We start from the raw sequence: 25293 nt of genomic DNA, 5'->3' as shown, positions 1-25293 counted from the left end.
GACCCGCGCGGCGCGGACCCAGGGTGCGCACGTCCGGAACCGCAGCGGAAACGTGTCATGCCGACGGGCAGCCTGCGGCTAGCTTCCCGAACCGAGCAGCCGGCCAACGACGGCTGAGCCGAAGGCGACGGCCGCCGGGAAGTGGCCACGGGCGACGTCGACGGCCGCGACGCACATCCCCACCATGGCGTAGGCGCCGACGGGGATCAGCACCAGCCACTCGCGTCGCGAACCGGCCCGGCCCAGGAGCGGGATGGAGAACGCCCCGTTGGCCTTCCAGACGTCCTTGACCAGCGGCAGCCTCCGCAGGAACTTCGGCGGTTTGACCACGATCGGCCACAGCAGAGGCACTCCCCCGGTGGTGATCATGTCCCCAAGGATGTGCACCAGCACGCCGGTCAACATGGACACCGGCAGCCAGGACCACTGATGCGGGGCGAACCAGGTCACCAGCCCGGCCATGGTGAGCGCGAAGATCCAGTTGCTGACCACCCCGTATTTGGGGAAGAGCTTCAGGGCCTTCGCGGCGATGTTGATCAGGAACATGCACAGCAGCCCGGCGCCCACCGAGAGCAGGCCCCAGTCGGTCTGCAACTGGATCTTCCCGGCCAGCGCGGCGAGCAGCACGAAGAAGGCCGCCCCCAGCACCGAGTGGGTGCCCTGGCGGTGGCCGCCGGAGGCGTTCTCGATCCCCACGGCGATCAGGTTCGAGAGCGGCGGCAGCGCGTGCGCCACCGTGGACGAGCGGTGGTCCCAGTCGCAGATCAGCGCCGTCCCCGCCGTCGCCATCCCGCCGATGACGATCCCGGCGGGATCCAGCGGGTACCAGCCGAGCGTGTACGGCCCGGTCGAGGCAATAGCCACCCACGCCGCGGCACCTGACGCGGCGTGGTGTCCTCCCATCACGGCCTAGCCCGCGGCGGGCGGGACGTCGGTGAAGATCGCCTCGATCACGCTGTTGGCCCAGGCCAGGATCTCCGCGTCCTGCAGGTCGCGGCCGCCGATCCGGGCGGTCTTGGGCTTGGGAATCAGTACCGCGTCCAGGGCCGGCTTGGTCTGCGAGCCCGGGTACATGCGGGCCAGCCGCATCTGCTTGGACTCGGGCAGCTGGGCGGGCGAGAACTTGATGAAGTTCCCCTGCAGGGCGACGTCGGTCAGGCCCGCCTCGCGCGCCCCGACCCGGAAGCGGGCCACGGCCACGAGGTTCTGGGCGGGCAGCGGCAGCTCCCCGTAGCGGTCCACCAGCTCGGCCTCGACCTCCTCGATCGCCTCGTTGGTGAGCGCCGAGGCCAGCTTCCGGTACGCCTCCAGGCGGAGCCGTTCGCCGGGAACGTAGTCGTGCGGCAGGTGCGCATTGACCGGCAGCTCGATCTTCATTTCGGCGGCCTTCTCCTCGGCCTCGCCGCGGTAATCCGCCACGGCCTCGCCGACCAGCCGGATGTAGAGGTCGAAGCCGACGCCCTGGATGTGGCCGGACTGTTCTCCGCCGAGCAGGTTGCCGGCGCCGCGGATCTCGAGGTCCTTCATGGCCAGCTGCATACCGGCGCCAAGCTCATTGTGGGTGGCCACGGCCTTGAGCCGCTCCAGCGCCACCTCGCCCAGCGGCTTCTCCGAGGGGTAGAGGAAGTAGGCGTAGGCGCGTTCCCGGCCGCGGCCCACCCGCCCGCGCAGCTGGTGCAGCTGCGAGAGCCCGTACTTGTCCGCGCCGTCGACGATCAGGGTGTTGGCGTTGGAGATGTCCAGGCCGGTCTCGATGATGGTGGTGCAGACCAGGACGTCGAAGCGCTTCTCCCAGAAGTCCACGATGATCTGTTCCAGCCGGCTCTCGGACATCTTGCCGTGCGCCACCTCCACGCGCGCCTCGGGCACGAGTTCGCGGATCTTCGCGGCGGTGCGCTCGATCGTGGAGACCCGGTTGTGGACGAAGAAGACCTGCCCCTCGCGCATCAGCTCGCGGCGGATCGCGGCGGAGGTCTGCTTGTCCGTGTACGGGCCCACGTAGGTCAGCACCGGGTGCCGCTCCTCCGGCGGGGTCGCCAGGGTGGAGGTCTCGCGGATGCCGGTCAGCGACATCTCCAGGGTGCGCGGGATCGGCGTCGCGCTCATGGCCAGGACGTCCACGTTGGTGCGCATCTTCTTCAGCGCCTCCTTGTGTTCGACGCCGAAGCGCTGCTCCTCGTCCACGATCACCAGGCCCAGGTCCTTGAACTCGAAGTCCTTGGACAACAGCCGGTGCGTGCCGATGACGACGTCGACCGCGCCGGTCTTGACGCCTTCGGCCGTCTCCTTGGCCTCCTTGGCGGCCTGGAAGCGGGACAGGGGCCGGACCCGCAGCGGGAACCCGGAGAACCGCTCGGTGAAGGTCTCGTAGTGCTGCTGGGCGAGCAGGGTGGTGGGCACCAGCACGGCCACCTGCTTGCCGTCCTGGACGGCCTTGAACGCGGCCCGGACGGCGATCTCGGTCTTGCCGTAGCCGACGTCGCCGGAGACCAGGCGGTCCATCGGGATCTCCCGTTCCATGTCCGCCTTGACCTCGTTGATGGTGGTCAGCTGGTCCGGGGTCTCCACATAGGGGAAGGCCTCCTCCAGCTCGCGCTGCCAGGGCGTGTCCGGGCCGAAGGCGTGGCCGCGGGAGGCCATCCGGGCCGAGTAGAGCCGGATCAGCTCGCCGGCGATCTCCTTGACCGCCTTGCGCGCCTTGGACTTCGTGCTGGCCCAGTCGGAGCCGCCCATCTTGCTCAACACCGGGGTGTCGCCGCCGACATAGCGGGTGACCTGGTCCAGCTGGTCGGTGGGCACGAAGAGCCGGTCGCCGGGGGCGCCGCGCTTGGACGGGGCGTACTCGAGCACCAGGTACTCGCGCACACCGTCGCCGCCACCGGCCACCTTGCGCTGAATCAGCTCGACGAACCGGCCGATGCCGTGCTGTTCGTGCACCACAAAGTCCCCGGCGAGCAGCTGCAGCGGGTCGACGGCGTTGCGCCGCTTGGAGGGCATCCGCCGCATGTCCTTGGTGGACCCGGCGGACGTGCGGCCCAGCAGGTCCGCCTCGGTCAGCAGCGCCGTCTTCAGCCCGTCCAGGACGAAGCCGCGGCCCACGCATGCGGTGGTGACCTCGATCAGCCCCGGCTGCGGCTCCGCTTCGAGCGTCTCGACCCGGGCGCAGGGGATGTCGTTGTCGTGGAACAGCTCGGCGAGGCGCTGGGCGGGGCCGGGGCCCTCGGTGGCCACCACGATCCGCCACTGGTCGCGCACGTGCGAGCCGATGAAGTCCATCATCTCGGCGACGTCGCCCTGGTAGCCGCGCGGTTCGCGGGCGTGCAGGTTCACAACGTCGATGTCCGGCAGCAGCTCCTCGTCGCTGGACAGGGAGCTGATCGACCACCAGGACACCTGGTGCTCCAGCGCGGTGGCGCGGGTCTCGGCCAGGGACCGGAAGCTGGCCGAGTGCAGCGCCTCAGACGCGGCGGCGCTCAAATCCAGCGGTGCAGACCCGCCGTCGGACGCCGTGGACCAGGCCGCCTCGAGAAATTCCTCGTTGGTGGCGGCGAGGTCGTGGGCGCGGGTGCGGACCTTCTCGGGTTCGATCACGACGGCGATCGACCCGGCCGGGAACTGGTCCACGAACGGAACCATCGAATCCACCAGCACCGGGGCGAGGGACTCCATGCCCTCGACGGCAATGCCGCCGGCGATCTTCTCCAGCATGTCCGCCGCGGCCGGCAGCTGGGACTTCAGCGTCGCGGCGCGGGACATCACGGAGGGGGTGATCAGGATTTCGCGACACGGCGGGGCGTGCAGTTCGGTGGGGTGGTGCACGCCGGGGGCGGTCAGCGAGCGCTGGTCGGCGACGGCGAACCAGCGCATCTGTTCGACCTCGTCGCCGAAGAACTCCACCCGGATGGGGTGGTCCTCGGTGGGCGGGAAGACGTCCAGCATGCCGCCGCGGACGGCGAACTCGCCGCGCCGGGTGACCATGTCCACCCGGGCGTAGGCGGCGGCCGCGAGGTTCTTCACCACCTCGCCGAACGGGGCCTCCTGGCCCACCGTCAAGGTCACGGGCACCAGCTCTCCCAGCCCCGCCACGATCGGCTGGACGACGGCGCGGACGGGGGCGACGACGACGCGCAGCGGCGTGCCGGAGGCCTCCGGGTGGGCCAGGCGGCGCAGCACGGAGAGGCGGCGGCCGACGGTGTCCGAGCGCGGGGAGAGCCGTTCGTGCGGGAGGGTCTCCCAGCTGGGGAACTCGGCGATGCTGCCGGCGGGCAGGAACGCGTCCAGGGCCTGCACCAGGTCCTCCGCCTCACGCCCGGTGGCGGTCACGGCCAACACGACGGGTGCGGCGGTGCCGCCGGCGTCGGACGCGAGCAGGCCGTCCGATACCTCGGCCAGCAGGGCCGCGCGCAGCCCGGCCGGGGCGCTGAGCTGGTAGCCCTCGCTGCGGGCGGAGACCGGCCGGGACGCCTCGGCCTGCACCCGGGCGAAGGTTGAGTCCCGGGCGAGGACGCGCCGCAGGCCGGAAAGTGAGGGGCCGGGAAGGCTCATGGCGGAAACTCCTGAACTGATCGCTGACGTGCAGGCAACACGAATACCCGGAATTCGCAAGAATCCCGGGTGATTCCAGCCTACCGCCACCGGAGCGGACCGGGCACCCGGGCGCTAAGCTGGCAGGACGGGCCCGGCCCGTTCCGGCTCCCCATCCAAGCCTGTTTCGTGGCGGCGGGACGTCCGGCGGCCCCGCCGCTCCGAATGGCTAATATCCGCAACGAGAAGGAGCCACCCGCAATGACCGGCATCCCCCCTACCCCGCATCCGAAGACCGTCCTGGTCACCGGCGCCACCGGCTACATCGGCGGCCGGCTGGTCCCCCGGCTGCTGGAGGCCGGGCACAAGGTCAAGGTCCTGGTCCGGACGCCGGCGAAGATCGCGGGCGTGCCCTGGCTGGAGCAGGTGGAGGTGGTGCAGAGCAGCCTCGACGACGGCGCGGCACTCAAGGCGGCCCTGGCCGGCGTCGACGTCCTCTACTACCTGGTCCACTCGATGGCCGGCGGCTCGGGCTTCGAGGCCAAGGAAAAGGCGATGGCGGCCCTCACCGCGGAGGCCGCCGAGTCCGCCGGCGTGGACCGTATCGTCTACCTCGGCGGCCTGCACCCCTCCGGCGCGGAGCTCTCCACCCACATGCGCTCCCGCGAGGCCGTGGGCAAGATCTTCCTGGACAGCCCCGTGAACGCCGTCGTCTTCCAGGCCGGCGTGGTGATCGGCTCCGGTTCCGCCTCCTTCGAGATGATCCGGCACCTGTCCGAGACGCTGCCGCTGATGCCAGCCCCCAGCTGGGTGCGCAACAAGATCGAGGCGATCGCCGTCCGCGACGTGCTCTACTACCTGGTCGGCGCCGCCTCGCTGGAGGGCCCGATCAACCGCACCTTCGACATCGGCTCCCGGCAGGTGCTCACCTACGCCGGGATGATGCAGGAGTACGCCGCGGAGGCCGGGCTGCCCTACCGGATGGTGCTGGCCCTGCCCGTTCCGGCCCCGAAGCTGGCCGGCATGTGGGTGGCCCTGACCACGCCAATCCCGCTGTCCATGTCCCTGCCGCTGGTGGAATCTCTCCAGCACGACGCCGTGGCGCGCGAACACGACATCGACGACTTCATCCCGCAGCCCGACGGCGGCCTGACCCCCTACCGCCGGGCCGTCGCCCTGGCCCTGGGCCGGGAACGCGACGGGCAGGTGGAGACCACATGGGCGAACGCGGGCGCCGACGCCGACCCGCTGCCGAGCGACCCGGAGTGGGCCGGGCACCGGGTCTATGTGGACGAGCGCAGTTACTCCAGCCCTGCGGCCCCGGACCACGTCTGGACCATCATCGAGGGCATCGGCGGGCAGAACGGCTGGTACTCCCTGCCGCTGGCGTGGAGCGTGCGCGGCTGGCTGGACAAGCTGACAGGCGGGGCCGGGCTGGCCCGCGGTCGGCGCCACCCGCGGCTGCTGGCCGAGGGCGAGGTTGTGGACTGGTGGCGGGTGGAGCGGATCGACCGCGGCCGGCTGCTCCGGCTCCGTGCCGAGATGCGCGCCCCGGGCCGGGCCTGGCTGGAGCTCATGGTGGAACCGGAGGGCAACGGCAGCCTCTACCGGCAGCGGGCCATCTTTTTCCCCAAGGGGCTCAGCGGCAAGCTCTACTGGCTGGCTGTGCTGCCGTTCCACAGCCTGATTTTCCCCGCCATGTCGCGGAATATCGCGGCGGCGGCCCAACGGCTCGCAGAGACAGAACCAGAGGCGAAACCAGTGCCGGAACCGGAACGGGCGCCGAAGACCGAATCGGAACCGGCCGGGCCTAACGCGTAAGATGTTTGGAGCCCGAAACGACCCCTTCCACCCCCTGGAGGACCCTAATGGCCCTGAGCGCATCCACCACCCTTCCGCACACCGTCGAGAGTGTCACGGCAGTCTTCGCCAGCGAGGACTTCCTGCGCCACACCAGTGAGCTGGTCGGCGGCACCCTGGAATCGTTCGCCGTCGACGGCGATACGGCCGGCGCATTCAACACCACCACCGTGCGCACCATCCCCACCACCAGGATGCCGGACATCGCCCGGAAGTTCGTCGGCGAGAGCCTGAAGGTCACCCAGCTTGAGAGCTGGGGCGCCCCGGCGGCCGACGGTTCGCGGGAAAGCAACATCTCCCTCAAGGTCGCCGGCGCCCCGCTGGACGTCACCGCCGTGCAGCGGCTCGTGGCCGAGGGCGGCAGCACCCGGATCGAACTCGAGGGAACCGTGTCCTCCTCCGTGCCGTTCCTCGGCGGGAAGATCGCCGACGCCGCCGAGCCGATGGTGGGCAAGGCCCTGAACATCCAGGCCACCCAGGCGCAGGCCTGGCTCGAAAGCCACTAAGCCATGCAGCTTCCCGTCCTCGCCGCCGTCGTCCTGATCATCGCCGGCATCTGGTCGCTGGTGGTCTGGCCGCAGTTCCTGCGCCGCGTGCGCAACGATCCGCGGGCCCGTGACGCCAATGGCAAGGCCACCCGGTTCCTGACCGTGCACGTGGTGCTGGTCAGCATCTCGATGGTGCTCGGTGCGGCCACGGCCGGGATTGGGATCTCCGGGCTCTTCTGATTCCGCGGTCCCTTCCGGACCCCACCCGGCCGTCGCGAAATGTGAGTAGGTAACCCGCTCACGTAAGCGGCGGCCGGGTCTATTTTTGCGTGGACCGCACGCTGTTTCCGGCCGCAGGCCAGCCGTCCAATGGTGCTATGGACATGGACGGAATGGAACGGGTCTGGCACGGCAGCCACCGGAAGCCGGGCGGACGGAACTGGTCGATGTACACCGCTTTGGCCATGATGGTCCTGCTCTTCGGCATCATCGCCAGCTACGTGCCCTAGCTCTCCTGCCGGCCCAGCGCCTGGGTGAGGGCGTCCTCGGCGGCAACCCAGGAGAGCATGGCGCACTTGACCCGCGCGGCGTAGCGGGACACACCCTCGAACGCGGCCGCGTCGCCGAGGATCTCCGGATCCGCGGCCACCTTGCCGCGGGAGCGCAGCACCTCACGGAAGCTGTCGATGATGCGCTGCAATTCCGCCGTGTCCAGGTCCTCGGCGAGCTCGGTCAGGACCGAGGCGGACGCCATCGAGATCGAGCACCCCTCACCGTCCCAGCGGAGGTCGCTGACCTTCCCGCCGGCCACGGACACCCGCACGGTAATCTCGTCGCCGCAGGTCGGGTTCAGCTGGTGCGACTGGCCGGACGCGGCCCCCGCAGGGAACTCCGCCCCCGCATCCAGGCCGTTGCCGTGCCGTTCCTTGGCGTGCTCGAGGATGATTTGTTGGTACAGCTGGTCAAGGCTCACGGGCGGTCCTCAGGCGTTGAAGTAGGGACGGACACCGGCGACCGCGTCGAGGAACGCGTCGACGTCGTCGGTGGTGTTGTACAGGTAGGTGCTGGCGCGGGTGCTCGCCGTCAGGCCCAGGCGGCGGTGCAGCGGCTGGGCGCAGTGGTGGCCCACGCGCACGGCGATGCCGCGGCTGTCCAGGAACTGCCCGACGTCGTGGGCGTGGACGCCGGCGACGTCGAACGCGGCCAGGCCGATCCGTTCCCGGCCGGCGGCGGGGCCGAGGACGCGGATGCCGGGGATCGCCTCGAGGCCCTCGACGAGCCGCTGGCCGAGCGTGGCCTCCCAAGCGTGGATCCGGGCCAGGCCGGTCTCGGTCAGGTAGTTCGCCGCGGCCGCGAGCGCCACCGCCTGGGAGATCCGCTGCGTTCCGGCCTCGAAGCGCTGCGGGCTGGGCAGGAAGCCGGCGCGGTCCATGGTGACCGTGGTGATCATGGAGCCGCCGGTGAGGAACGGGGGCATGGCGTTGAGCAGCTCCGAGCGGCCGTAGAGGCCGCCGATCCCGGTGGGTCCGAGCATCTTGTGGCCGGAGAAGACGGCGAAGTCCACGTCCAGGGCCTTGACGTCGAGCTCCAGGTGCGGGGCGGACTGGCAGGCATCAAGGACCACCAGCGCGCCGACGGCCCGGGCCAGCGCGACCAGGTCGGTAACGGGGTTGATGGTGCCGAGGACGTTGGAGGCATGGGTGAAGGCCAAGACCCGGGTGCGGGGGCCGATCAGCCGGGCGGCGGCCTCCAGGTCCAGGGCACCGGAGTCGTCCACGGGGATGTAGTCCAGGGTGGCGCCGGTCCGGGCGGCGAGCTGCTGCCACGGGATGAGGTTGGCGTGGTGCTCCATCTCGGTGACCACGATCCGGTCGCCGGCGCCGAGGGCGAACCGGGCGGCCTCCGCGGGGGCGCCGGGCAGGGAGGCGTTGAGGAAGGAGTAGCTGAGCAGGTTCAGGCCCTCGGTGGCGTTCGAGGTCCAGATCAGTTCGTCGTCCCCGGCGCCGATGAACGCGGCGACGGTTTCCCGGGCGTCCTCGAAGACGTCGGTGGCCTCCACGGCCAGGTGGTGGGCACCCCGGTGCACGGCGGCGTTGCGCTGCTCGTAGAACTCCTGCTCAGCCTCGAGGACGCTGATGGGGTTCTGCGAGGTGGCACCGGAGTCCAGGTACACCAGCGGCTGGCCGTTCACGGGCCGGTTGAGGATCGGGAAGTCGTTGCGGATCCTCAGGACCTCGTCGTTCCCCAGGGCCGGGGCCGGGCTGGGCAGGTGGGCTGGTGGTGCAACCATGGGTGGAACTCCTGATCGGCAGTCGCTGCGTCGGCGGCCGCCGGCGGGTGAGCGCGGCGTGGGCGGCCGATTACGTTACACAGATTTAGCCTAATTATTCCACGGCCCGGCCGGATGCCCCACGGAGGTCCCCCTTACCGCCGAAACTTACCGCCGGAACGTGGGGCGCTCCCGGGCTTCTCCCCCGCGCTCCGGTCAGCCAAAGGCCACGTGCCGATCAGACAAGCGCCCTGTCCCGGGCAGCCAAACGCCCCGCCGGCGGGCCTTGGGTTCCCGGGCGGGGCGTTTGATTCCTGCGTCTGCCGCCGGATGGACCCGGCGGGAGACCGTAAAGGGAGCCGGCGGCGGCTGGGGGGAGAGCCTCGGTCTCAGAAGGCTCTGACGCCGCCGGCTCCGTCTAGGGGGTACGGCTGCCGGTTGGGGGCACCGTACGATTCCATCGAAGGAAGCCGGATGAAGCGAAAGCCAAGTGTGTGGAGCGTTGTCCTTTCGGGCCGTTCCCTTGACTGAGTCAAGTTAATCAAATCCCGCCGGTGCTCCACACGAGTAGGACTTACCCGACTTCCCTCCGCCGCTACCCTGCCGAACTACTTAGGCGTACTCCCGGCCGGCCGGAGCGCCGGCCGGGAACTACGCAGGACCTCCCGGTGGCCCCGTCCCCGGCCCGAATCCGGGTCCCGGCGGGGTGAGGAAGTCCGGTTCTGCATCGACGAGTTCTGAGCGCCGGCTGACGCCCAGTTTGGCGAAGACCCGGTACAGGTGGCCCTCCACCGTGCGGGTGGAGAGGGTCAGGGCGGCGGCGATCTCGACGTTGCTGGCGCCCTGGCTGACGAGTCGGAGGATCTCGGCTTCCCGGGCCGTCAGGTCCGCGTGGTGGTCCCCATGGACGATGTTGATGCTCTCCGACATCCCGGCCGCGACCATACGGTGGTGGACCTTGCGCTGGACCACCGTCAGCCTCCACTTGTGCGGATCGTTTTCCAGACAGCGGGCGGCCTGCTGGGCGGCTTCCAGGGCCAGGAGCAGGTAGCCGGCGGCCAGCGCCTCGTCGCTGAGGGTACTGAGCGCGCTGGTGTCGGAGTCGGCCACGGCGCGGGCGAAGGCGCGCAGCAGGGAGCCCTCGGGCCCCTCGATCGCGGCGCTGCTGAGGGCCAGCGCCTCCGCGGCGGCCGGGTCGCCTTCGCGCACGGCCAGCCGCCGGATCTCCGTCTCGACACCGAACAGGCCACGGTCCCGGGCACCGTCCGCCAGCCGGTCCAGCCGGTGCTGCCGGGCGGCCGGGCCTGCACCGCCGTCGTCCGCGGCGGTGCAGTAGGCATCGGCGAGCAACCGCAGCGGGGCCGGCCCGCCCAGCGGTTCCGCACGGTAGGCACGCGCATTGGCGGCGGCGTCGTCGTTCCGGCCGACGACGAAGGCGGCGTAGGCCGCGAGCGCGTGGGCCAGCGGACGCAGCCGCCACGGGTCGGCGACGGTCAGCTCCTCGACGCCGATCAGCAGTTCGGCCAGGCTCTCCGGGAACCGGCCCTGGCGCAGGCGGGAGAAGCCGCGCACCAAGTGCAGCAGCCCGCCGCTGTAGAGCAGTCGGAAGGGCAGGGCCGCGGCGTAGCCGTCCACCGCGGCGGCGAGTTCGTCCCACTCCCCTGCCCGGACCAGGTTCAGGCAGTGCCGGGCGAGCAGGTCCTCACGCACCAGCGGCAACGCGGCCGTCGCCGGGCCCGCCTGCGGCCATGCCTGCCGGTCCGTCCCGAGCCCGGTCACCACCTGCCCCCGCACCGACTGCAGCTCCGCCACCCGGAATGCCGCTGGGACGCCCAGCTCCTCCGCCACGCCGGGGAGGTTGGCCAGGGCTGCCCAGCGGCGCTGCAGCTCCCCCGCTGGCTCGTCGTCCGGGCCCAGCAGCAGCCGCGCGGCCAGGCCGGGCGCCGCCGAATCGGACCACTCCGCCGCGGTGTCCCGGCCCCCCGCGCCGGGGCTGGTGCCGTCGCCGTCGTCGTCGCCTGCCGGGCCTGTCTGGCCCGCCGGGCCGGTCTCCGGGGCAGCATTTCCCAGCCGCGCGGCCAGGAGGGCCGCCAGGTAGGAGGGTCGGCCGTAGGGAACGGCCCCCGCGGACCTCAGCTGCCCGGCGGCGGCCTCCGTCCGGCCCAGGAGGTACTGCGCGTAGGCCAGCTGGATCTTTGCCTCCGGCGCGCGGTCACCCCCGGCGGCGGCGGTGGCGGCACGGAGCGCGGTGACGGCGTCGAGGGCGGCGTTCGCCCGTGCGGCGCCGTACACCAGCTCGGCGGGGGCGAGCTCGGCGCCGGCGTCAAGCGCCCAGCGGAACCGGTTGAGGTAGGCCTCGGGGTGGCCGTCGCTGAAGCCCGGCAGTTGCAGCAGGCTGGCCCGCAGCCCGGCGCTCCGTCCGGCGGGGACCCTGCCGCGGACGATCTCGCCCACCATGGGGCTGGCCGGCCGGACCAGCCGCTCTTGGTCCCGGGAGACGGCAATGATCCCGGCCATTTCGAGGGCGTCGACGGTCTTGGGGTTGCTGAAGCGCAGGATCTCGCCGAGCGAGAGTGGTCCGGCGAGGGAGACGATCGCGGCCACGGTCTGTTCCTCGGCGGGCAGGGACCGTACCCGGTGGTCCACCAGGTCCGCGGCCGGTACCCGGGCCAGATCCGGGGGCGACAGGAGGATCCAGGTGCCCCGCCGCAGCCCGATGGAGCCGGTCTTTTGGGCATACCGGAGCAGGGACATGAGCAGGGCCGGCAGCCCGGCGGTCACCGTGCCGAAGAGTTCGCTCAGCCAGGGCGAGACGTCCGCGCGCAGGGCCTGCTCGCAGAACTGGTGCACCTCGGAGCGGGTGAGCGGGGCGAGGTCGTACTTGGCGATCAAGCCGTCGTCCCAGAGAGCCAGGAATTCCTCCGGCGTGGACGGGCCGGTCCGGCAGGCGGCCAGCAGCCGGGCGGCCCCGGTCGCCACGGCCTGGGCGATCAGCCGGACCGTCCCGGCGTCCAGGTCCTGGGCGTCGTCGATGACGAAGAGGGGCGGGGCGGGGCTCTTCTTCAGGCGCTTGGTGAAGGCCCGCGCGACGGCGGCCGAAGAATCGAGATCGTGCACCGGAAGGTCGATCAGGACGGGGCCGAGGGCGCCGAACGGCACGGCGGAGAGCATCGCCGTCGGGGCGAGCCGGATCACCTCGCCGCGGCCGGGAAGTTCACGCAGGATCTCGCGCACGACGGCGGTTTTCCCGGACCCGGCGACACCGACGAGGAGCGCCCCGGAGCGTTCCTCGTCCCGCAGGCACGCCACGGCGTCGCGGACGACACCGGACCTGCCGATGAGCGCCATCTGGTCCGTGAGGCTTTCCACCCAGGTCCTTTCCCCGCTGGCGGCTGGCGGCCGCCGGGCCCGATGAGCTGTGGCGCCCCGCTAGCCGATGCGGGCGTTGCCGGTGGTTCCGGCGATGGCATCTTTAAGTTCGGACCGGCTCGCCAGATGGAGCTTGGCGTACACCTGGTAGAGGTGGCCTTCCACGGTCCGGACCGAGACCTGCATCTGTTCGGCGATCTTGCGGTTCGACGTCCCGGCCGCGGCCCGGACCGCGACCTCGCATTCGCGTGCCGTGAGGATGGACGAGGTCAGGGCCTGGACGCCGTTGCGGGGCCCCCCAAACCGTTCGTCCAGCATGTGCTCGGTGCGCTGGGCGACCCGCAGGGCGATCCGGTTGCCGGCGTCGTTGGCGCAGGTGACGGCCTTGCGCGCCACGTCCCGGGCGAAGACGGCGTCTCCCGCGGCGTCGGCATCCTTGGCCACGGTCAGCAGGGCCTCGCTGGCGGCGTCCTTGACGCCGTTGGCCAGGCGCAGGCAGAGCATTGCGAACTGGCCCGTGACACTGCCGGCCAGGCCGCCGAGCTTCTGGCTGGCCTGGCGGTCACCGAGCCGCGCGGCGGCGGACTGGAACAACAGCGCGGTGGCCACGGCTCCCGCCTCGGAGTCGGCGTCCGCCTCGGCTGCCAGGGCGCGGATTGCAGCGGCCCGCTGGCCCAGTTCCGCGGTGGCGCCCAGCTCGAAGTAGCGGATGAGCCGCGCGGTGAGCCACGGGGCCGGGTGTTCCAGGGCGGAGAGTTCCGCCAGCTGGACGGCGGCCTCGTCGGCGTTGCCGTGCAGTCCGTTGGCGTAGGCGCAGGCCGCCGTGGCGAGTCCGGTGAGGGCGTCCCGGTCGTTGGTCCGCAGCTGCCAGAGCCCGGCCTCGAGGCTGTGCAGGGCCTCCTCGAGCCGGCCCGCGTGCAGGCTGATGAGTCCCTCACCGATCTCGAACATGCCGCCCAGGCGTGAATGCGGGTCCGGCACCTCGGAGGTGAGGGTCAGGAACTCGCCAGCCTCCTTGAACCGGGCGGAGAGCAGCATCAGCAGGAGCATCCGGCCGCGGAGTTCGCGCAGGTTCCGGTCCGTCATGGGGACCGTGGCCGCGGCGGAGAGGACCTGCTTGGCCAGGCCGGTGGCGCCCAGGACGTTGCCGGTCACCGCCATGGCCTCGCAGAGCAGGCCGCCGGCGACGACGCCGGATTCTGTGCTGAGGTCCGCGACGTCGAGGTCCTCGCGCATGGCCAGCACGTCGGTGTACCGGCCCTCCTGGACTGCCAGCCGGGCCTCGGCCAGCCGAAGCTGCGCCGCCGCGCGGTGTCCGGCGTCGGTCTCGGCGTCAGGCCGGGCCGCGAGCGACGGTCGCAGGTCCAGCACCCGTCCGGAGGCGGCGGGGGCCGTCCCGGGGCCTCGGTGTTCCAGGTCGGCGAGCAGGATGTTGACCCCCACCCACTCGGGGGCGGTGAGGTCGGAGCCCTGGCCGCCAACCAGCGGGTGCAGCAGCCGGCGTGCGGCCTCGTCGTTGCCGAGGCCCAGGTGGGCCCTGGCGGCTTCGATGACGGCCGCGGGCATCTCCGCCAGTTCCTCGACCGCGTGCAGGAAGCGCAGGGCGGCGGCGGGATCGGAGGAGTCGTTGGCGCGCCGGGCCGCCGCGAGGGCCAGCTCCGGGGTGATCTGCTCGCCGCAATCCAGCGCCCAGGCCACCCCGGTGGGGCCGCCGGGTTCGAGGCTATTGGCGGTTTCCTGCACGGCGGTGAGGCGGCGGCGCAGTTCGGCGCTGCGGCCCGGGGGGACGACGCTTCCGACGATGGCTGCGGTCACGGTGTTGGAGACCCGGACGGTCGGCGGGTGCTCGTGGCTGACCTGGATGAGGCCGCGTTCCTGCAGGGTGTCCATGTCGTGGGGGTTGAAGATGCTCATGAGCGTCTGCAGGGACACGGCACCGGCGAGCGCCAGCAGTTCGAACACGTCCCGCTGGCCGGGGCTGAGCCGGTTCAGGCGTGCCTTGACCACGTCCCGGACCTCGCCGGTGAGCGAGATCGGGCGGCGGCCGAGAACCCAGGTGCCGTCCTGCTTGGCGATCGCGCCCAGCTTGATCTGTTCGCGGGCCAGGGAGTGCAGGAAGAGTGCGTTGCCGCCGCTGGCGGTCCAGAGGGCGCGGGCCGCGGCGTGCGAGAAGTGGCCGCCGTACTCCTGGTTGAGGGTGGCCGAGGTCTCGGCGAAGTCGAACGGCTCCAGGTCCACGCGGCGCAGGAGGTCGTCCTTCCACAGGCCCATGATGTCGCCGCCGACATGCGGCAGGTCCACGCAGGCGGCCAGGAGGGTGACGTGGCCGCCGGCGCTGAGCTGGGCGACCATCATGCAGGAGAGGTCGTCCAGGTCGTGGGCGTTGTCCACGAACAGGGCGATGGTGCGGCCCTGGGCCTTGGCGTGCAGCAGCTGGGTCAGGCCGCGCAGGACCATGAGCGGGTGTTCGAGGTGGGAGGAGTCGAGGTCGTTAAGCAGCACGCTGAGCGCCCCGTAGGGCAGCTTCGAGGAGATCGAGCTGCCGCGGACCTGGACCACCAGGTAGTCCTCCCCCAGCTGCTCCAGCGCGCGCTGGGCGATGAAGGACTTGCCGGCGCCGTGCTCGCCTACCAAAACGACGCCGCAGCCGGACCCGGAGGTCAAGGTTTCCACGACGTCGTCAATAATGTGCTGGCGGGTTTGCTGTTTGTCGGGCCGCCCGCCGGCGGCATGGTGCGCGGGTGGAATCACATCTGTTTTACCGCTGCCGGCGGGCACGCCGGTGTCATGCTGAAACATGGGAGAGACCTTCGCAATCAATGGATAGCCAGTGATAGCTCCACCGTATGGATGAGCCCCGGCGATGACACCCGTAGGTAGTACCCGATTGGAAGACAGGTATTCGGAGGCCTTTACTTGGGTGTACTCAGTTCCTCGGCCGGAGGCTCCGGGATGGACCAAGTAGTCCCCCGCCGGTCCGCGTCACCGGGTACGCATCCGGGCGTAGGCGGCTCCGGCGGCCTGTTCTGTGCGTGGTCGGGTAGTTGCGGGCAGTGGCGGGCCGCACGCAAAACTGTAGCGGATTCCGGGTCAGTCGTCGGCGGCGAGGCGGCGCAGGTCCTCGCGGCCCTTGATATTCAGCTTGGCGTAGCTGCGGTAGAGGTGGCCCTCCACGGTGCGGACGGAGACCTGCAGTTCGGCGGCGATCTGGCGGTCGCTGAGGCCGCGGACGGCGCGGGCGACGATGTCCCGTTCACGCCGGGTGAGCAGCGCCAGGGCACCGTCCTGGGCGTCCGGCTCCTGGCCCGGGGTGCTGGACGCCCGGTCGCGGCAGCGTTGGCGCTGCGCGGTCGCTACCCGTTCCCGCAGGGTGTCCCCCGCCTCGCGGTACGCGGCGGCGGCGTCGTCGTAGGCCTGCGCCGCGAACCCCCACAGCTCGGCTTCCTCGCAGCCCTTGGCCGCCGCCAGCAGTTCCCCGGCGTCCCCGGTGCCCAGCGCCGCCGCATAGGCGCAGACCGCCGCCGGGCGCCGGCCGTCCAGGTCCGGCGCGAGTTCCCGCAGCCGGGCCGCGGCGCTCTTGTCGCCGAGGGCCAGCCGCCAGGCCAGCGACTCGAACTCGAGTCCGGCGCCGTCAGATCCCCCGGACTCCCCCAGCCGCCGCAGCTCACCGAGGGCATCCGGGTGGTCTTCCAGTTTCGCTTTCCCGTAAACCACCGCCATCGCAGCGAGGGTGCGCAGGTAGCGGGAGGCCGGCGGCCTGGCGGATTCGTAGTCCGCCAGCAGCCCCGCGGCCTTGCTCTTGGCCCCCACCTCCGCTGCGGCGGCGAAAGCCATGGCCGCGGTCAGGGCGAAGAGCTGCTGGGCATCCGCGATCCGCAGGGCCTCCAGGCCTACCCGCAGGGTCTTCTTCGCCTCGGCGGCACGGCCCTGGTAGAGCAGCATGATCCCTGCCGCCGTGTGGACGCCGCCGCCAAAGGCAATCAGGCTGGCCCCGTAACTGGCCGAGAAGCCGCCAAGCACTCCCTCCGCGCCGCTCCAGTTTCCCCCGTGCACCAGCGGGGTGGCCGCGCGGACGGCGAGGAAGTCGGTGAGGAAGGAGACCTCCTCATCGGCCTTCCCGGCGGCCTCGATCCCCCGGGTCGCGGCCGCGTAGGCGTCCTCGGTATTGCCCCGGACCAGCAGTTGCTCGGCCTCCAGGGCCAGCTCGAAGGCGCGCTCCAGGTGGTTGTCCGGGAGCCCGTCGCCGGTCTCCGCGGCGGGGAAGGATTCGCCGGGCTCCGCACCGCCGTCGTCCTCGCGTTCGCCGGCCAGCGCCCGCGCCAGCGCACGGAGGGAGCGGACCCGCGCGGCGGTGGCGGCCCGGATGCTCTCCGCCTCGGCCGGGCGTTCCCCGGCGAGCCGCTCGCCCGCGGCCAGCAACTCCTCCGAGCGCCGGACGATCTCGGCCGGCTTGTGACCCAGGGCGGTGAGGACGGCCGCCCACAGCAGCGTGCCGGAGAGCAGGCTCGTGACGGTGCTGCCCCGGCCGAAGTCCGCCTCCAGGATATCCCGGGCGGCGGCGTGGTTGGCGGTGTTGTAGTACGTGCGTGCCACGATTGCCCGTCCCGCCATGCGCAGGTCCGGGTCCTTGACCTGGCCGGCAGCGCGGCGGGCAAGCTCGTCCTCGAAGAGTCCGCTGGCCAGCGCGGCGGCGCGCAGCAGCTGACGGTCGCCGACCTCCATGCCGCACTCCAGCGACCAGCTCACCTGGCGGAGCAGGCCTTCGGCGCTGGCCGGTTCCCGGTCCATCAGCCGGAGCAGGCCCTGCCGGAGCTGGAGGCTGCGGGCCGGGGACACGAGGTTCCGCAGGGTGTCGCCGTAGGTGGTGTGCCAGAGCCTCAACTCCGGTTCGGCCGCGTCGGTCACCCGGAGCAGTTCCTGTTCGACCAGTCCGGCGACGGTGTCCTCGTCCACCATGGCCTCGATGAGTTTCCGGGACACCGGCTCGGAGAGTGCCACCAGGTTCAGGGCCGTGCGCTCGTCCGCGGAGAGGCGGAGCAGCTGCCGGCGCACGACGTCGGTGAGCCGCTCGCCGTGGCTGTTCAGGGCGCGGGTGAGGAGCCAGACGCCGTTGTGCTGCTTCAGCGTGCCGTCGTTCCGGGCGTCGTCGATCAGGCAGGTCAGCAGCAGCGGGTTTCCGGCGGAAGCGTGCCAGAGCATTTCCGCGGCACTCGGCAGCACCTGCGGGCCCAGCCTCTCAGCCAGGAAGTCCTGCGTCTGTTCGAGGGTCAGGGGGCGCAGGTCGTGCCGTTCCGCGATGCCCTCGAACCAGAGCTCCAGCAGCGGGGTGGGCAGTCCCGGACGGACGGCCGCGCTGACCAGCAGTTTCGCCCAGCCAGCGGCCGCGAGCTCCACCAGCACCGAGGCGGTGGCCTCGTCCAGGTCATGGGCGTCGTCCACAATCAGCAGCAGCGGCTGGCCGGTGACCCGCCGCCGGGCCTCCAGGTGGCTCCAGAAGGTCCGCAGCACGGCCAGCTGCGACGTTGCTTCCTCCACCGGAAGCTCCACAATGTAGGGCGCGAGGACACCGTAGGGGACGCTGCCCAGGGCCGGGCTGCCGTGGAGGCGGACGGCGGTGACCTCGTCCCGAAGTTCGGTGGCGACGGCCTCCATCAGGGTGGACTTGCCGATGCCGTGCTCGCCCACCAGCAACACGGCCACGTGCATGCCGCCCCGCAGGGCCTCGGCCGCGGCGCGCAGGTCCTCGGCCCGTCCGGTCAGGCCCGCGCTCCGCGTCTCCCGGGAGGCGGTGGTGGCCTTAGATGAGTCCAAGCAGATCACTCCGCGAGGACACCCCAAGCTTCGTGAAGACCTGGTACAGGTGGCCTTCGACGGTGCGGACGGAGATGCCGATCTCCTGGGCGATGTCCTTATTGGTTACGCCGTTTCCGGCCAGGGACGCGATCTGCCGTTCCCGGTCGGTCAGCAGCGGCCCCTTGTTCCTGGGCACCACCGGCAGCGACGGCACCGAGTCGGTGAGGGACTCCAGCATGCTGTGCGCCGCGGTGGCGAGGCTGGCCTGGCCGGCGCCCCGGGCGAAGTCGAACGCCAGCGCCGCGCACCGGGCCTGGACCGCGTCGAGCTCCAGCGCGGCGGCCAGGGCGGCGGCGTCGAGCATGGTTTCGGCGTCTTTTTTCCGGCTCCCGACGGCGACCACCCGGGACAGTTCGGCCAGCTGGCCCTGCCGCCGGCCGGCGATTTCCTCCATGAACAGGAAGTCCTTGACCGTGCCGTTCACGGTGGCGCCCAGCATACTGATGCCGGCCAGCGTGTAGAGGCCGTCCCGGTCGTAGCGTTCGGCCGCACGGACCAGCCGGTCCTTGGCGTCCGGGTCCCCCAGCCACCGGGAGGCCATGTCCATGCAGAAGTCCGCGGAGCTGCTGACGACGAACCGGCCCGGTCCGTCGGCGGAGCGGGCCCGGTCCAGGTAGATCGTGGCCTGGACAGAGTTGCCCATCTGGGCGTAGGCGAAGGCCGCGGCGGCATAGGCCTGGCGCAGCGACTGCAGGCTGGGCCGGACCTCCAACTGGGCTATCGCAGCCAGCAGCGGGTCCAGGGCCAGGTGGCCGCGGCCGGCGTAGACATAGGCGAGGCCGACGGCGAGGTCCGTGGCGGCGCTGCCGGAGTGCAGGCCGTGCCCGGCCCGGCCGCTGGCGTCCTTGAGCATGTCGATGCTCTGGCGCCACTGCCCGGCCAGGAGCAGGACGTTGAAGGACCGCCAGGCGAAGTTTTCCCTAAGCCGCGGAACGTTGGCCCGCTCACCCAGCTGGCCGGCGATGTCCCGCATCACGGCCCGGGCCTCGAGTTCCCGGCCGGTCATGCCGAGCGCCTCCATCAGGATGATGGCGGCGCGGAGCCGGAAGTCGGGGTCGACTGCATCCGCGGCGGTGTTCTCGGCGGCGTCCCTGAGGCGCTGCATCATGGGCGCGTAGTCGCCGATGAAGGACAGGTAATTGAATTCGCACAGCTCGAGGCAGAGGCCCGCGCAGGCCAGCCCGTCGGCCTCGGTGTCGGGGCCGAACTCCTGGAGCCGGAGCCGGGCCTGCCGGAGCAGTTCCGGGACCTTTCCGGAGCGGTCCTCGAGCCAGGCCATGCAGTCGGCCTTCGACGCGATGAAGTTGGCGAACGCCCGCGGAGGCAGCGCCATCAGCTGGGCCTCGGAGATGTCGTCTAAGGCGGACATTGCCTGCAGCGGCAGGCCCAGCTGGAGGTAGGCGGCGGCTTTTTGCTGCTGGCCCTCGGGCCATTCGCGGTCCCGGGACCTGATGCTGCCGGCACATTTCAGCGCGAATTTGGGGTCGAAAAGCCGCACGGCCGCCTGAGCCGCTGCCAGGGCGTGGGCGGGTGCGAGTTCGGCGTTGCAGTCGAGGGTCCAGGCGGCGTAGGCCAGCAGGTCCTGGACGGTGAGCTCGCCCAGCTCCTCTTCCCGGTGACCGGGGACCTTGTCCCGCAGCTCCAGGCGGCGCTCCACGCTGAGCCAGTTCCGGACGATGTCCCCCAGATAGCGGTCGCCGAGGGTGACGAAGTGCCGGTCGGTGCGGTCGACGACGATCTGGCCGGCCTCCTCCATGTCCGCGATGAGGGACGGGCCGTACATCCGGGCCAGGCGGGACAGCGACATGCTCCGAGCGCAGGAGAGCACCTCGATGACCTCGCGGGCCTCCGGGGATTCGCGGGCGTAGCGTGCCCGGACGATGTCCTCCAGGGCGGTGCGGCCGTCCAGGACCACCTCGTCCACCAAGGTCCACACGGAGCCGGCGAGGACCAGGTTGCCGCGCTCGATCTGTTCGGAGACCACGGCCTGCAGCAGGGTGGGGCTGCCGCCGACCAGTTCGTGCAGCTGGCTGGCCAGGGCGGTGGATACGCGGTGCCCCAGCGCTGCCTGCAACACCTTCCGGGTCTCCAGTTCGGTCATGGCGGAGAGCCTGACCTCGGCCAGCTGACCGGAGGTGATGAGCCAGTAGAAGTCCGGCGGGAGGTCGGTGGTGCGCTGCGCGGTGGCGACCAGGCGGGCGGTGCCGGTCTGCAGCAGGTTCAGCAGCACCCCGGTGCTCTGCTCATCCAGGGCGCCGGCGTTATCGAGCAGGATGACGCATTTGCGGCCGGCGGCGTCGTCCCGGATTAGCGAGGTGATCCCGTGCAGGATGGCCGTCGGTGAACCCAGGGAGCTTTGCGGGAGGCGGGCCAGGGTGAAGGACAGGCAGCCGTAGGGGGTGGCGGTACCGTTGCCCGGGCTGCGGAGCTGGAGGGTGTAGACGTCCGCGCCGAAGGCGGCGATGGCGCTGCGTCCGACGAGCGACTTACCCACCCCGCGGTCGCCGGTGATCACCACCCCCATGCCCTCGGGGGCGGTCAGGGCACGGACCACGCGGTCGGCGTCGGCCCCGCGTGCCAGGCCTGACCAGGAATGGCGCCCGGCGGATGGCGCGGCCGCGCCCCGGTCGTCGCCGCTGGCTGCGCCGGCCCTGGCCGGAGCGGGAGGCACCGTCACGGAGACGTCCCCCCAATTCAGCGTATCCCTCGACATCAAGCCCCCTCTTACCGCTTGCGGACGGCTTATCCCGCGCCGTCGGCATGGAAGTAGCGTAACCCTACCCCGCGACACGGAAGTATGGCGATCATAACGGCGCGCCGGAAGGCTCGGGAAGGAGACTAGGGCCCTTGCCAGCCGGGGGCCCCGCGGCTATGGCCGGGAGGTGCGGCGGTCAGGCCTTCGAGGGGTGGAACTTCTGCTGCGCGGCGAGCAGGCCCTCGCGGATGAGGTCCTCCACGGCGTCGGCGGCCGAGCCCACCAGGAAGGGCAGTTCCTTTTTCTCGGGTCCGGCAAAGTCACGGAGCACGAAGTCGGCGGTGTCCATCCGGCCCGGCGGCCGTCCCACGCCCACGCGGACCCGGAGGTAATCCTTGGTGGCGAGGGCCTTGGAGATGTCGCGCAGGCCGTTGTGGCCGCCCTCGCCGCCGCCGAGCTTGAGTTTGATGGTGTCGAAGGGGATGTCGATCTCGTCGTGGACGGCGATCACGTGGGCGGGGTCGATGTCGTAGAACTTCGTCAGCGCCGAGACCGGACCGCCGGAGACGTTCATATACGTCAGCGGCTTGGCCAGCACAACGCGCGGGCCGCCGATGCCCAGCCGGCCCTCCAGCACCTGGGCCCGCGCCGCCTTGTGCGACTTGAAGCCCCCGCCCACCCGCGCGGCGAGGTCGTCGAGGACCATCTGGCCGACGTTGTGCCGGTTGTGGGCGTATTCGGCGCCGGGGTTGCCGAGCCCGACGATCAGCCAGGTTTCGCTCATGGGTGGATCCTTTCAGGGCGGCCCGCCGGGGCGGGGTGGGCACAGACGACGGCGGCCGGGCCCCTGTGGGACCCGGCCGCCGGACGATTCGCCGTAATTACTCGGCGGCAGCTTCGGAGGACTCTTCCTCGGCAGCTTCCTCGCCGGCTTCCGGAGCCTCTTCGCCGGTCTCTTCTTCCTCGACCTCGAGCTCGACGGCCTCGGAGACGTTGACGACCAGGGTATCGGCGTCGGCCAGCAGGGTGGTGCCCTTCGGCAGGACCAGGTCGGAGGCGAGCACGTGCTCGCCGGCGGCGCGGCCTTCGACGCTGACCTCGACGGCGGTCGGCAGGTGGGTTGCCTCGGCCTCGAGCGGAACGGTGGTCAGTTCCAGGTTGTGGACGTTGCCCGGAGCAACTTCGCCGGTGACCGTGACGGGGACGTCAACGGAAACCTTCTCGCCCTGGCGGACCGTCAGCAGGTCGAGGTGCTCGACGATCTGCTTGACGGCGTTGCGCTGGATGTCCTTGACCAGGGCGAGGTGGGATTCGCCGTTGATGTCCAGGTTCAGCAGGGCGTTGGGGGTGCGGACGGCCAGGGTGGTGGCCTTCGACGGCAGGGTCACGTGGATCGGCTCGGCGCCGTGGCCGTAGATGACGGCGGGGATGAGGCCGGCCATGCGGGCGCGGCGGGCGAAGCCCTTGCCGAATTCGGTGCGTACTTCTGCTGCGAGCTTCTGCTCAGACATAGCGTCTCCTCTGGTGGAACGGTGGTTCAGCAAGGGCGGAGGTCTGTCAGCGACCTTCGACGCCGGGCGCGTGGCCCACTTCAGAAGGAGATTCAGACCCAGTCGATAACGGAGACCGGCTGTTGTGCCGGCGCTCTCCCTCGCCAAGGTATCGGGAAAAAGTCTAGCAGTGCCGGCCCCCGATGTGCTAAACGGGGCCCGGCACTGCCGTGGTGAAGCGGGCTGTCAGGCGTTGCCGTCGAACAGGCTGGTAACGGAGCCGTCGTCGAACACTTCGCGGATCGCGCGGGCGATCAACGGCGCGATCGAGAGCACGGTCAGCTGCGGGAAGTGCTTGTTAGCGGCGATCGGCAGGGTGTTGGTCACGACGACCTCGCGGGCACCGGACTCGGAGAGGCGCTTGGCTGCCGGGTCGGAGAACACGGCGTGCGTGGCGGCGATGATGACGTCCTTGGCCCCGGCGTTCTTCAGCACCTGGACGGCGCCGGAGATGGTTCCACCGGTGTCGATCATGTCGTCGATCAGCACGCAGGTGCGGCCCTCGATCTGGCCGACGACGGTCTTGGAGACGGCCTGGTTGGGCACGGTCAGGTCGCGGCTCTTGTGCACGAAGGCCAGCGGGGCGCCGCCGAGGCGTTCCGCCCACTGTTCGGCGACGCGGACGCGGCCGGTGTCCGGGGAGACGACGGTGATGTTGTCGGAGCCGACCCGGGTGCGGATGTAGTCCGCCAGCAGCGGGATGGCCATCAGGTGGTCCACGGGGCCGTCGAAGAAGCCCTGGATCTGCGAGGTGTGCAGGTCAACGCTCATGATCCGGTCGGCGCCGGCGGTCTTGTAGAGGTCGGCCACCAGGCGGGCGGAGATCGGCTCGCGGCCGCGGCCCTTCTTGTCCTGGCGGGCGTACGGGTAGAACGGGGAGACCACGGTGATGCGCTTGGCGGAGGCCCGCTTGAGCGAATCGATCATGATCAGCTGTTCCATGAGCCAGTTGTTCAGCGGGGCCGGGTGCGCCTGGATGACGAAGGCATCGGTGCCGCGGACGCTCTCGCCGGCGCGGACGTAGATCTCGCCGTTGGCGAAGTCGTAGGCGTCCAGCGGCAGCAGTTCGGTGCCCAGCTCCTTGGCGATCTCCCGTGCCAGCTCCGGGTGCGCCCGCCCGGCGGCCAGCACCAGCTTCTTCTCGCCGTGTGCCGTAATTTCGCTCATGTTTGCTAGCCCTCTTCTGTTGGTGCCGGAGTAGTGGAGGAAGTTGTGGTGCCGGCCGCCTCGGCCAGGGTCGCCGAGATGGAGCCGGGGCGGTTCGCCGCGACCCAGCCTTCGGCATTGCGCTGCTTGGCCAGGGATAGGGCCAGGGCGCCCGCAGGAACGTCGCTGCGGATCACGGCGCCGGCGCCGCTGTAGGCGCCGTCGCCGACCTGGACCGGGGCGACGAAGACGGTGTTCGAGCCGGTGCGGACGCCGGAGCCGATGATGGTGCGGTGCTTTTTCTCGCCGTCGTAGTTGGCGGTGATGTTGCCGCAGCCGATGTTGGTGTCCTCACCGATCTCGGCGTCGCCGGCATAGCCGAGGTGGGAGAGCTTGGAGCCGCGGCCGATGGTGACGTTCTTGGTTTCATAGAACGCCCCGATCTTGCCGGTCTCGCCGAGGTCGGTGCCCGGGCGGAGGTAGGTGAACGGTCCCACCGAGGCGCGGGCGCCGATGCGCGAACCGGAGCCGTGGGTGCGGATGACCTTCGCGCCCTCCCCCACCTCGACGTCGGTGAGCGTGGTATCGGGGCCGACGACGGCGTCGCGGGCGATACGGGTGGCGCCGTGCAGCTGCGTGTTCGGCAGCAGGCGGACGTCCTCGTCGAGGGTGACGGTCGCGTCGATCCAGGTGGTGGCGGGGTCGACGACGGTGACGCCGGCGCGCATCCAGGCCTCGACGGTGCGGCGGTTGTGCTCGGCGCCGAGGGCGGAGAGCTGGACGCGGTCGTTGGCGCCCTCGACCTGCCAGCGGTCCTCGGTGACGACGGCGGCGACGCGGCCGCCGGCGGCCCGGGCCAGGGCCAAGACGTCGGTGAGGTACTTCTCGCCCTGGGCGTTGTCGGTGGTGACGTGGGCCAGCGCGTCGCGGAGGACGGCGGCGTCGAAGGCGTAGATGCCGGAGTTGATCTCGCGGATGCCGCGCTCGGCCTCGGAGGCGTCCTTGTGTTCGCGGATGCCGGTGACGGTGCCGTCCTCGGCGCGGAGGATGCGGCCGTAGCCGGTGGCGTCGTCGAGCACGGCGGTCAGCACGGTGACGGCGTTGCCGCCGGCTTCGTGCGCGGCCACCAGTTCGGCGAGCAGGCCGCCGGTGAGCAGCGGGACATCGCCGTAGGTGACGACGACGGTGCCGGTCAGCGGGCCGCCGGCGTGCCGGGCGTCGAGCGCCTTGAGGGCCGCCTCGACGGCGCGGCCGGTGCCGGGGATGTGGTCCTGGTCCACGATCAGCGCCTCGGGATCCAGCGCCGCGATGTGCGCGGCCACGAGGTCACGTTCGTGCCGGACCACAAGGGCCAGCTCCTCCGGGTACAGGGCGCGCGCGGCGTTCAGGGCGTGGCCGACCAGCGAACGGCCGCCGATCTCGTGGAGAATCTTGGGTGTACGGGACTTCATCCGGGTACCGGCGCCTGCTGCAAGGACTATGACGGCGGCTGGGCCGGTGTTCTCGGGGCTCACGTACGGGCTCTCCTTGCTCAGCGGC

The 25293-nt window shown here is 71.1% G+C and carries 16 protein-coding genes; 4 read left to right on the top strand and 12 right to left on the bottom strand.

What is annotated here, in order from left to right; translation table 11 throughout:
- Window positions 1-78: 78 nt before the first annotated feature.
- Both AB0O44_RS09805 and mfd read right to left on the bottom strand, forming a co-directional pair.
- On the bottom strand, window positions 79-903 hold the full coding sequence (locus AB0O44_RS09805; RefSeq protein ID WP_364136911.1) for a metal-dependent hydrolase: 825 nt from the start codon (window positions 901-903) through the stop codon (window positions 79-81).
- A gap of 6 nt (window positions 904-909) precedes the next feature.
- Complete coding sequence (gene mfd / locus AB0O44_RS09800; RefSeq protein ID WP_364136909.1) at window positions 910-4545, bottom strand: transcription-repair coupling factor; 3636 nt, start codon at window positions 4543-4545, stop codon at window positions 910-912.
- 240 nt (window positions 4546-4785) lie between these two features.
- On the opposite strand from mfd, the gene AB0O44_RS09795 reads away from it, so the two are divergent.
- The 4 genes from AB0O44_RS09795 (at window position 4786) to AB0O44_RS09780 (ending at window position 7381) form a co-directional block, all read left to right on the top strand.
- Window positions 4786-6345 carry an SDR family oxidoreductase gene (locus tag AB0O44_RS09795; RefSeq protein ID WP_364136907.1) on the top strand — a complete coding sequence of 520 codons (1560 nt, stop codon included), beginning with the start codon at window positions 4786-4788 and terminating at the stop codon, window positions 6343-6345.
- A 47-nt stretch (window positions 6346-6392) separates the two neighbouring features.
- The gene (locus AB0O44_RS09790; RefSeq protein ID WP_364136905.1) at window positions 6393-6890 is read left to right on the top strand and encodes a DUF2505 domain-containing protein; all 498 of its coding nucleotides are present in this window, start codon (window positions 6393-6395) and stop codon (window positions 6888-6890) included.
- Window positions 6891-6893: 3 nt separating this feature from the next.
- Entirely contained in the window at window positions 6894-7112 is a 219-nt protein-coding gene (locus tag AB0O44_RS09785; RefSeq protein WP_364136903.1) for a hypothetical protein, read from the top strand.
- Window positions 7113-7249: 137 nt separating this feature from the next.
- Entirely contained in the window at window positions 7250-7381 is a 132-nt protein-coding gene (locus AB0O44_RS09780) for a hypothetical protein (RefSeq protein WP_290258503.1), read from the top strand.
- On the opposite strand, the gene sufU is transcribed toward AB0O44_RS09780, so the two are convergent.
- The 10 genes from sufU to glmU form a co-directional block, all read right to left on the bottom strand.
- Window positions 7378-7845: a Fe-S cluster assembly sulfur transfer protein SufU gene (gene sufU / locus AB0O44_RS09775; RefSeq protein ID WP_364136901.1), complete on the bottom strand. Its 468-nt coding sequence runs from the start codon at window positions 7843-7845 to the stop codon at window positions 7378-7380. The two genes, AB0O44_RS09780 and sufU, sit on opposite strands and share 4 nt — an antisense overlap.
- A 9-nt stretch (window positions 7846-7854) precedes the next feature.
- Window positions 7855-9162, bottom strand: coding sequence for a SufS family cysteine desulfurase (locus AB0O44_RS09770; RefSeq protein WP_364136899.1), 1308 nt, complete (start codon window positions 9160-9162; stop codon window positions 7855-7857).
- A gap of 630 nt (window positions 9163-9792) precedes the next feature.
- Window positions 9793-12510 (bottom strand): LuxR C-terminal-related transcriptional regulator, encoded by a 2718-nt coding sequence (locus AB0O44_RS09765; RefSeq protein WP_364136897.1) that lies wholly within the window; start codon window positions 12508-12510, stop codon window positions 9793-9795.
- A 60-nt stretch (window positions 12511-12570) separates the two neighbouring features.
- A complete protein-coding gene (locus AB0O44_RS09760) occupies window positions 12571-15183 on the bottom strand; it encodes a LuxR C-terminal-related transcriptional regulator (protein ID WP_364136895.1) in 2613 nt (870 codons plus the stop codon).
- A 417-nt stretch (window positions 15184-15600) separates the two neighbouring features.
- Window positions 15601-18321, bottom strand: a complete 2721-nt coding sequence (locus AB0O44_RS09755) for a LuxR C-terminal-related transcriptional regulator (protein WP_364136893.1) — start codon at window positions 18319-18321, stop codon at window positions 15601-15603.
- A complete protein-coding gene (locus AB0O44_RS09750) occupies window positions 18308-21076 on the bottom strand; it encodes a LuxR C-terminal-related transcriptional regulator (RefSeq protein WP_364136891.1) in 2769 nt (922 codons plus the stop codon). The genes AB0O44_RS09755 and AB0O44_RS09750 overlap by 14 nt, the downstream gene beginning before the upstream one ends.
- A 178-nt stretch (window positions 21077-21254) precedes the next feature.
- Complete coding sequence (gene pth / locus AB0O44_RS09745) at window positions 21255-21842, bottom strand: aminoacyl-tRNA hydrolase (RefSeq protein ID WP_364136889.1); 588 nt, start codon at window positions 21840-21842, stop codon at window positions 21255-21257.
- Window positions 21843-21939: 97 nt separating this feature from the next.
- Window positions 21940-22569, bottom strand: coding sequence for a 50S ribosomal protein L25/general stress protein Ctc (locus AB0O44_RS09740; RefSeq protein WP_290258512.1), 630 nt, complete (start codon window positions 22567-22569; stop codon window positions 21940-21942).
- 225 nt (window positions 22570-22794) lie between these two features.
- On the bottom strand, window positions 22795-23775 hold the full coding sequence (locus tag AB0O44_RS09735; RefSeq protein ID WP_290258513.1) for a ribose-phosphate diphosphokinase: 981 nt from the start codon (window positions 23773-23775) through the stop codon (window positions 22795-22797).
- A gap of 5 nt (window positions 23776-23780) precedes the next feature.
- A complete protein-coding gene (glmU, locus tag AB0O44_RS09730) occupies window positions 23781-25268 on the bottom strand; it encodes a bifunctional UDP-N-acetylglucosamine diphosphorylase/glucosamine-1-phosphate N-acetyltransferase GlmU (RefSeq protein WP_364136887.1) in 1488 nt (495 codons plus the stop codon).
- Window positions 25269-25293: the final 25 nt, after the last annotated feature.

The sequence above is a fragment of the Arthrobacter sp. NPDC080082 genome, from assembly GCF_040686595.1.
Taxonomy (GTDB): domain Bacteria; phylum Actinomycetota; class Actinomycetes; order Actinomycetales; family Micrococcaceae; genus Arthrobacter.
Note: the sequence above shows the minus strand (reverse complement) of the source record. Positions and strands in the feature narration are given on the sequence as shown.

Coding starts and splice junctions, on each gene's coding strand:
- AB0O44_RS09805 (WP_364136911.1), bottom strand. CDS start 903: ATGGGAGGACACCACGCCGCGTCAGGTGCCGCGGCGTGGGTGGCTATT.
- mfd (WP_364136909.1), bottom strand. CDS start 4,545: ATGAGCCTTCCCGGCCCCTCACTTTCCGGCCTGCGGCGCGTCCTCGCC.
- AB0O44_RS09795 (WP_364136907.1), top strand. CDS start 4,786: ATGACCGGCATCCCCCCTACCCCGCATCCGAAGACCGTCCTGGTCACC.
- AB0O44_RS09790 (WP_364136905.1), top strand. CDS start 6,393: ATGGCCCTGAGCGCATCCACCACCCTTCCGCACACCGTCGAGAGTGTC.
- AB0O44_RS09785 (WP_364136903.1), top strand. CDS start 6,894: ATGCAGCTTCCCGTCCTCGCCGCCGTCGTCCTGATCATCGCCGGCATC.
- AB0O44_RS09780 (WP_290258503.1), top strand. CDS start 7,250: ATGGACATGGACGGAATGGAACGGGTCTGGCACGGCAGCCACCGGAAG.
- AB0O44_RS09770 (WP_364136899.1), bottom strand. CDS start 9,162: ATGGTTGCACCACCAGCCCACCTGCCCAGCCCGGCCCCGGCCCTGGGG.
- AB0O44_RS09750 (WP_364136891.1), bottom strand. CDS start 21,076: ATGTCGAGGGATACGCTGAATTGGGGGGACGTCTCCGTGACGGTGCCT.
- pth (WP_364136889.1), bottom strand. CDS start 21,842: ATGAGCGAAACCTGGCTGATCGTCGGGCTCGGCAACCCCGGCGCCGAA.
- AB0O44_RS09740 (WP_290258512.1), bottom strand. CDS start 22,569: ATGTCTGAGCAGAAGCTCGCAGCAGAAGTACGCACCGAATTCGGCAAG.
- AB0O44_RS09735 (WP_290258513.1), bottom strand. CDS start 23,775: ATGAGCGAAATTACGGCACACGGCGAGAAGAAGCTGGTGCTGGCCGCC.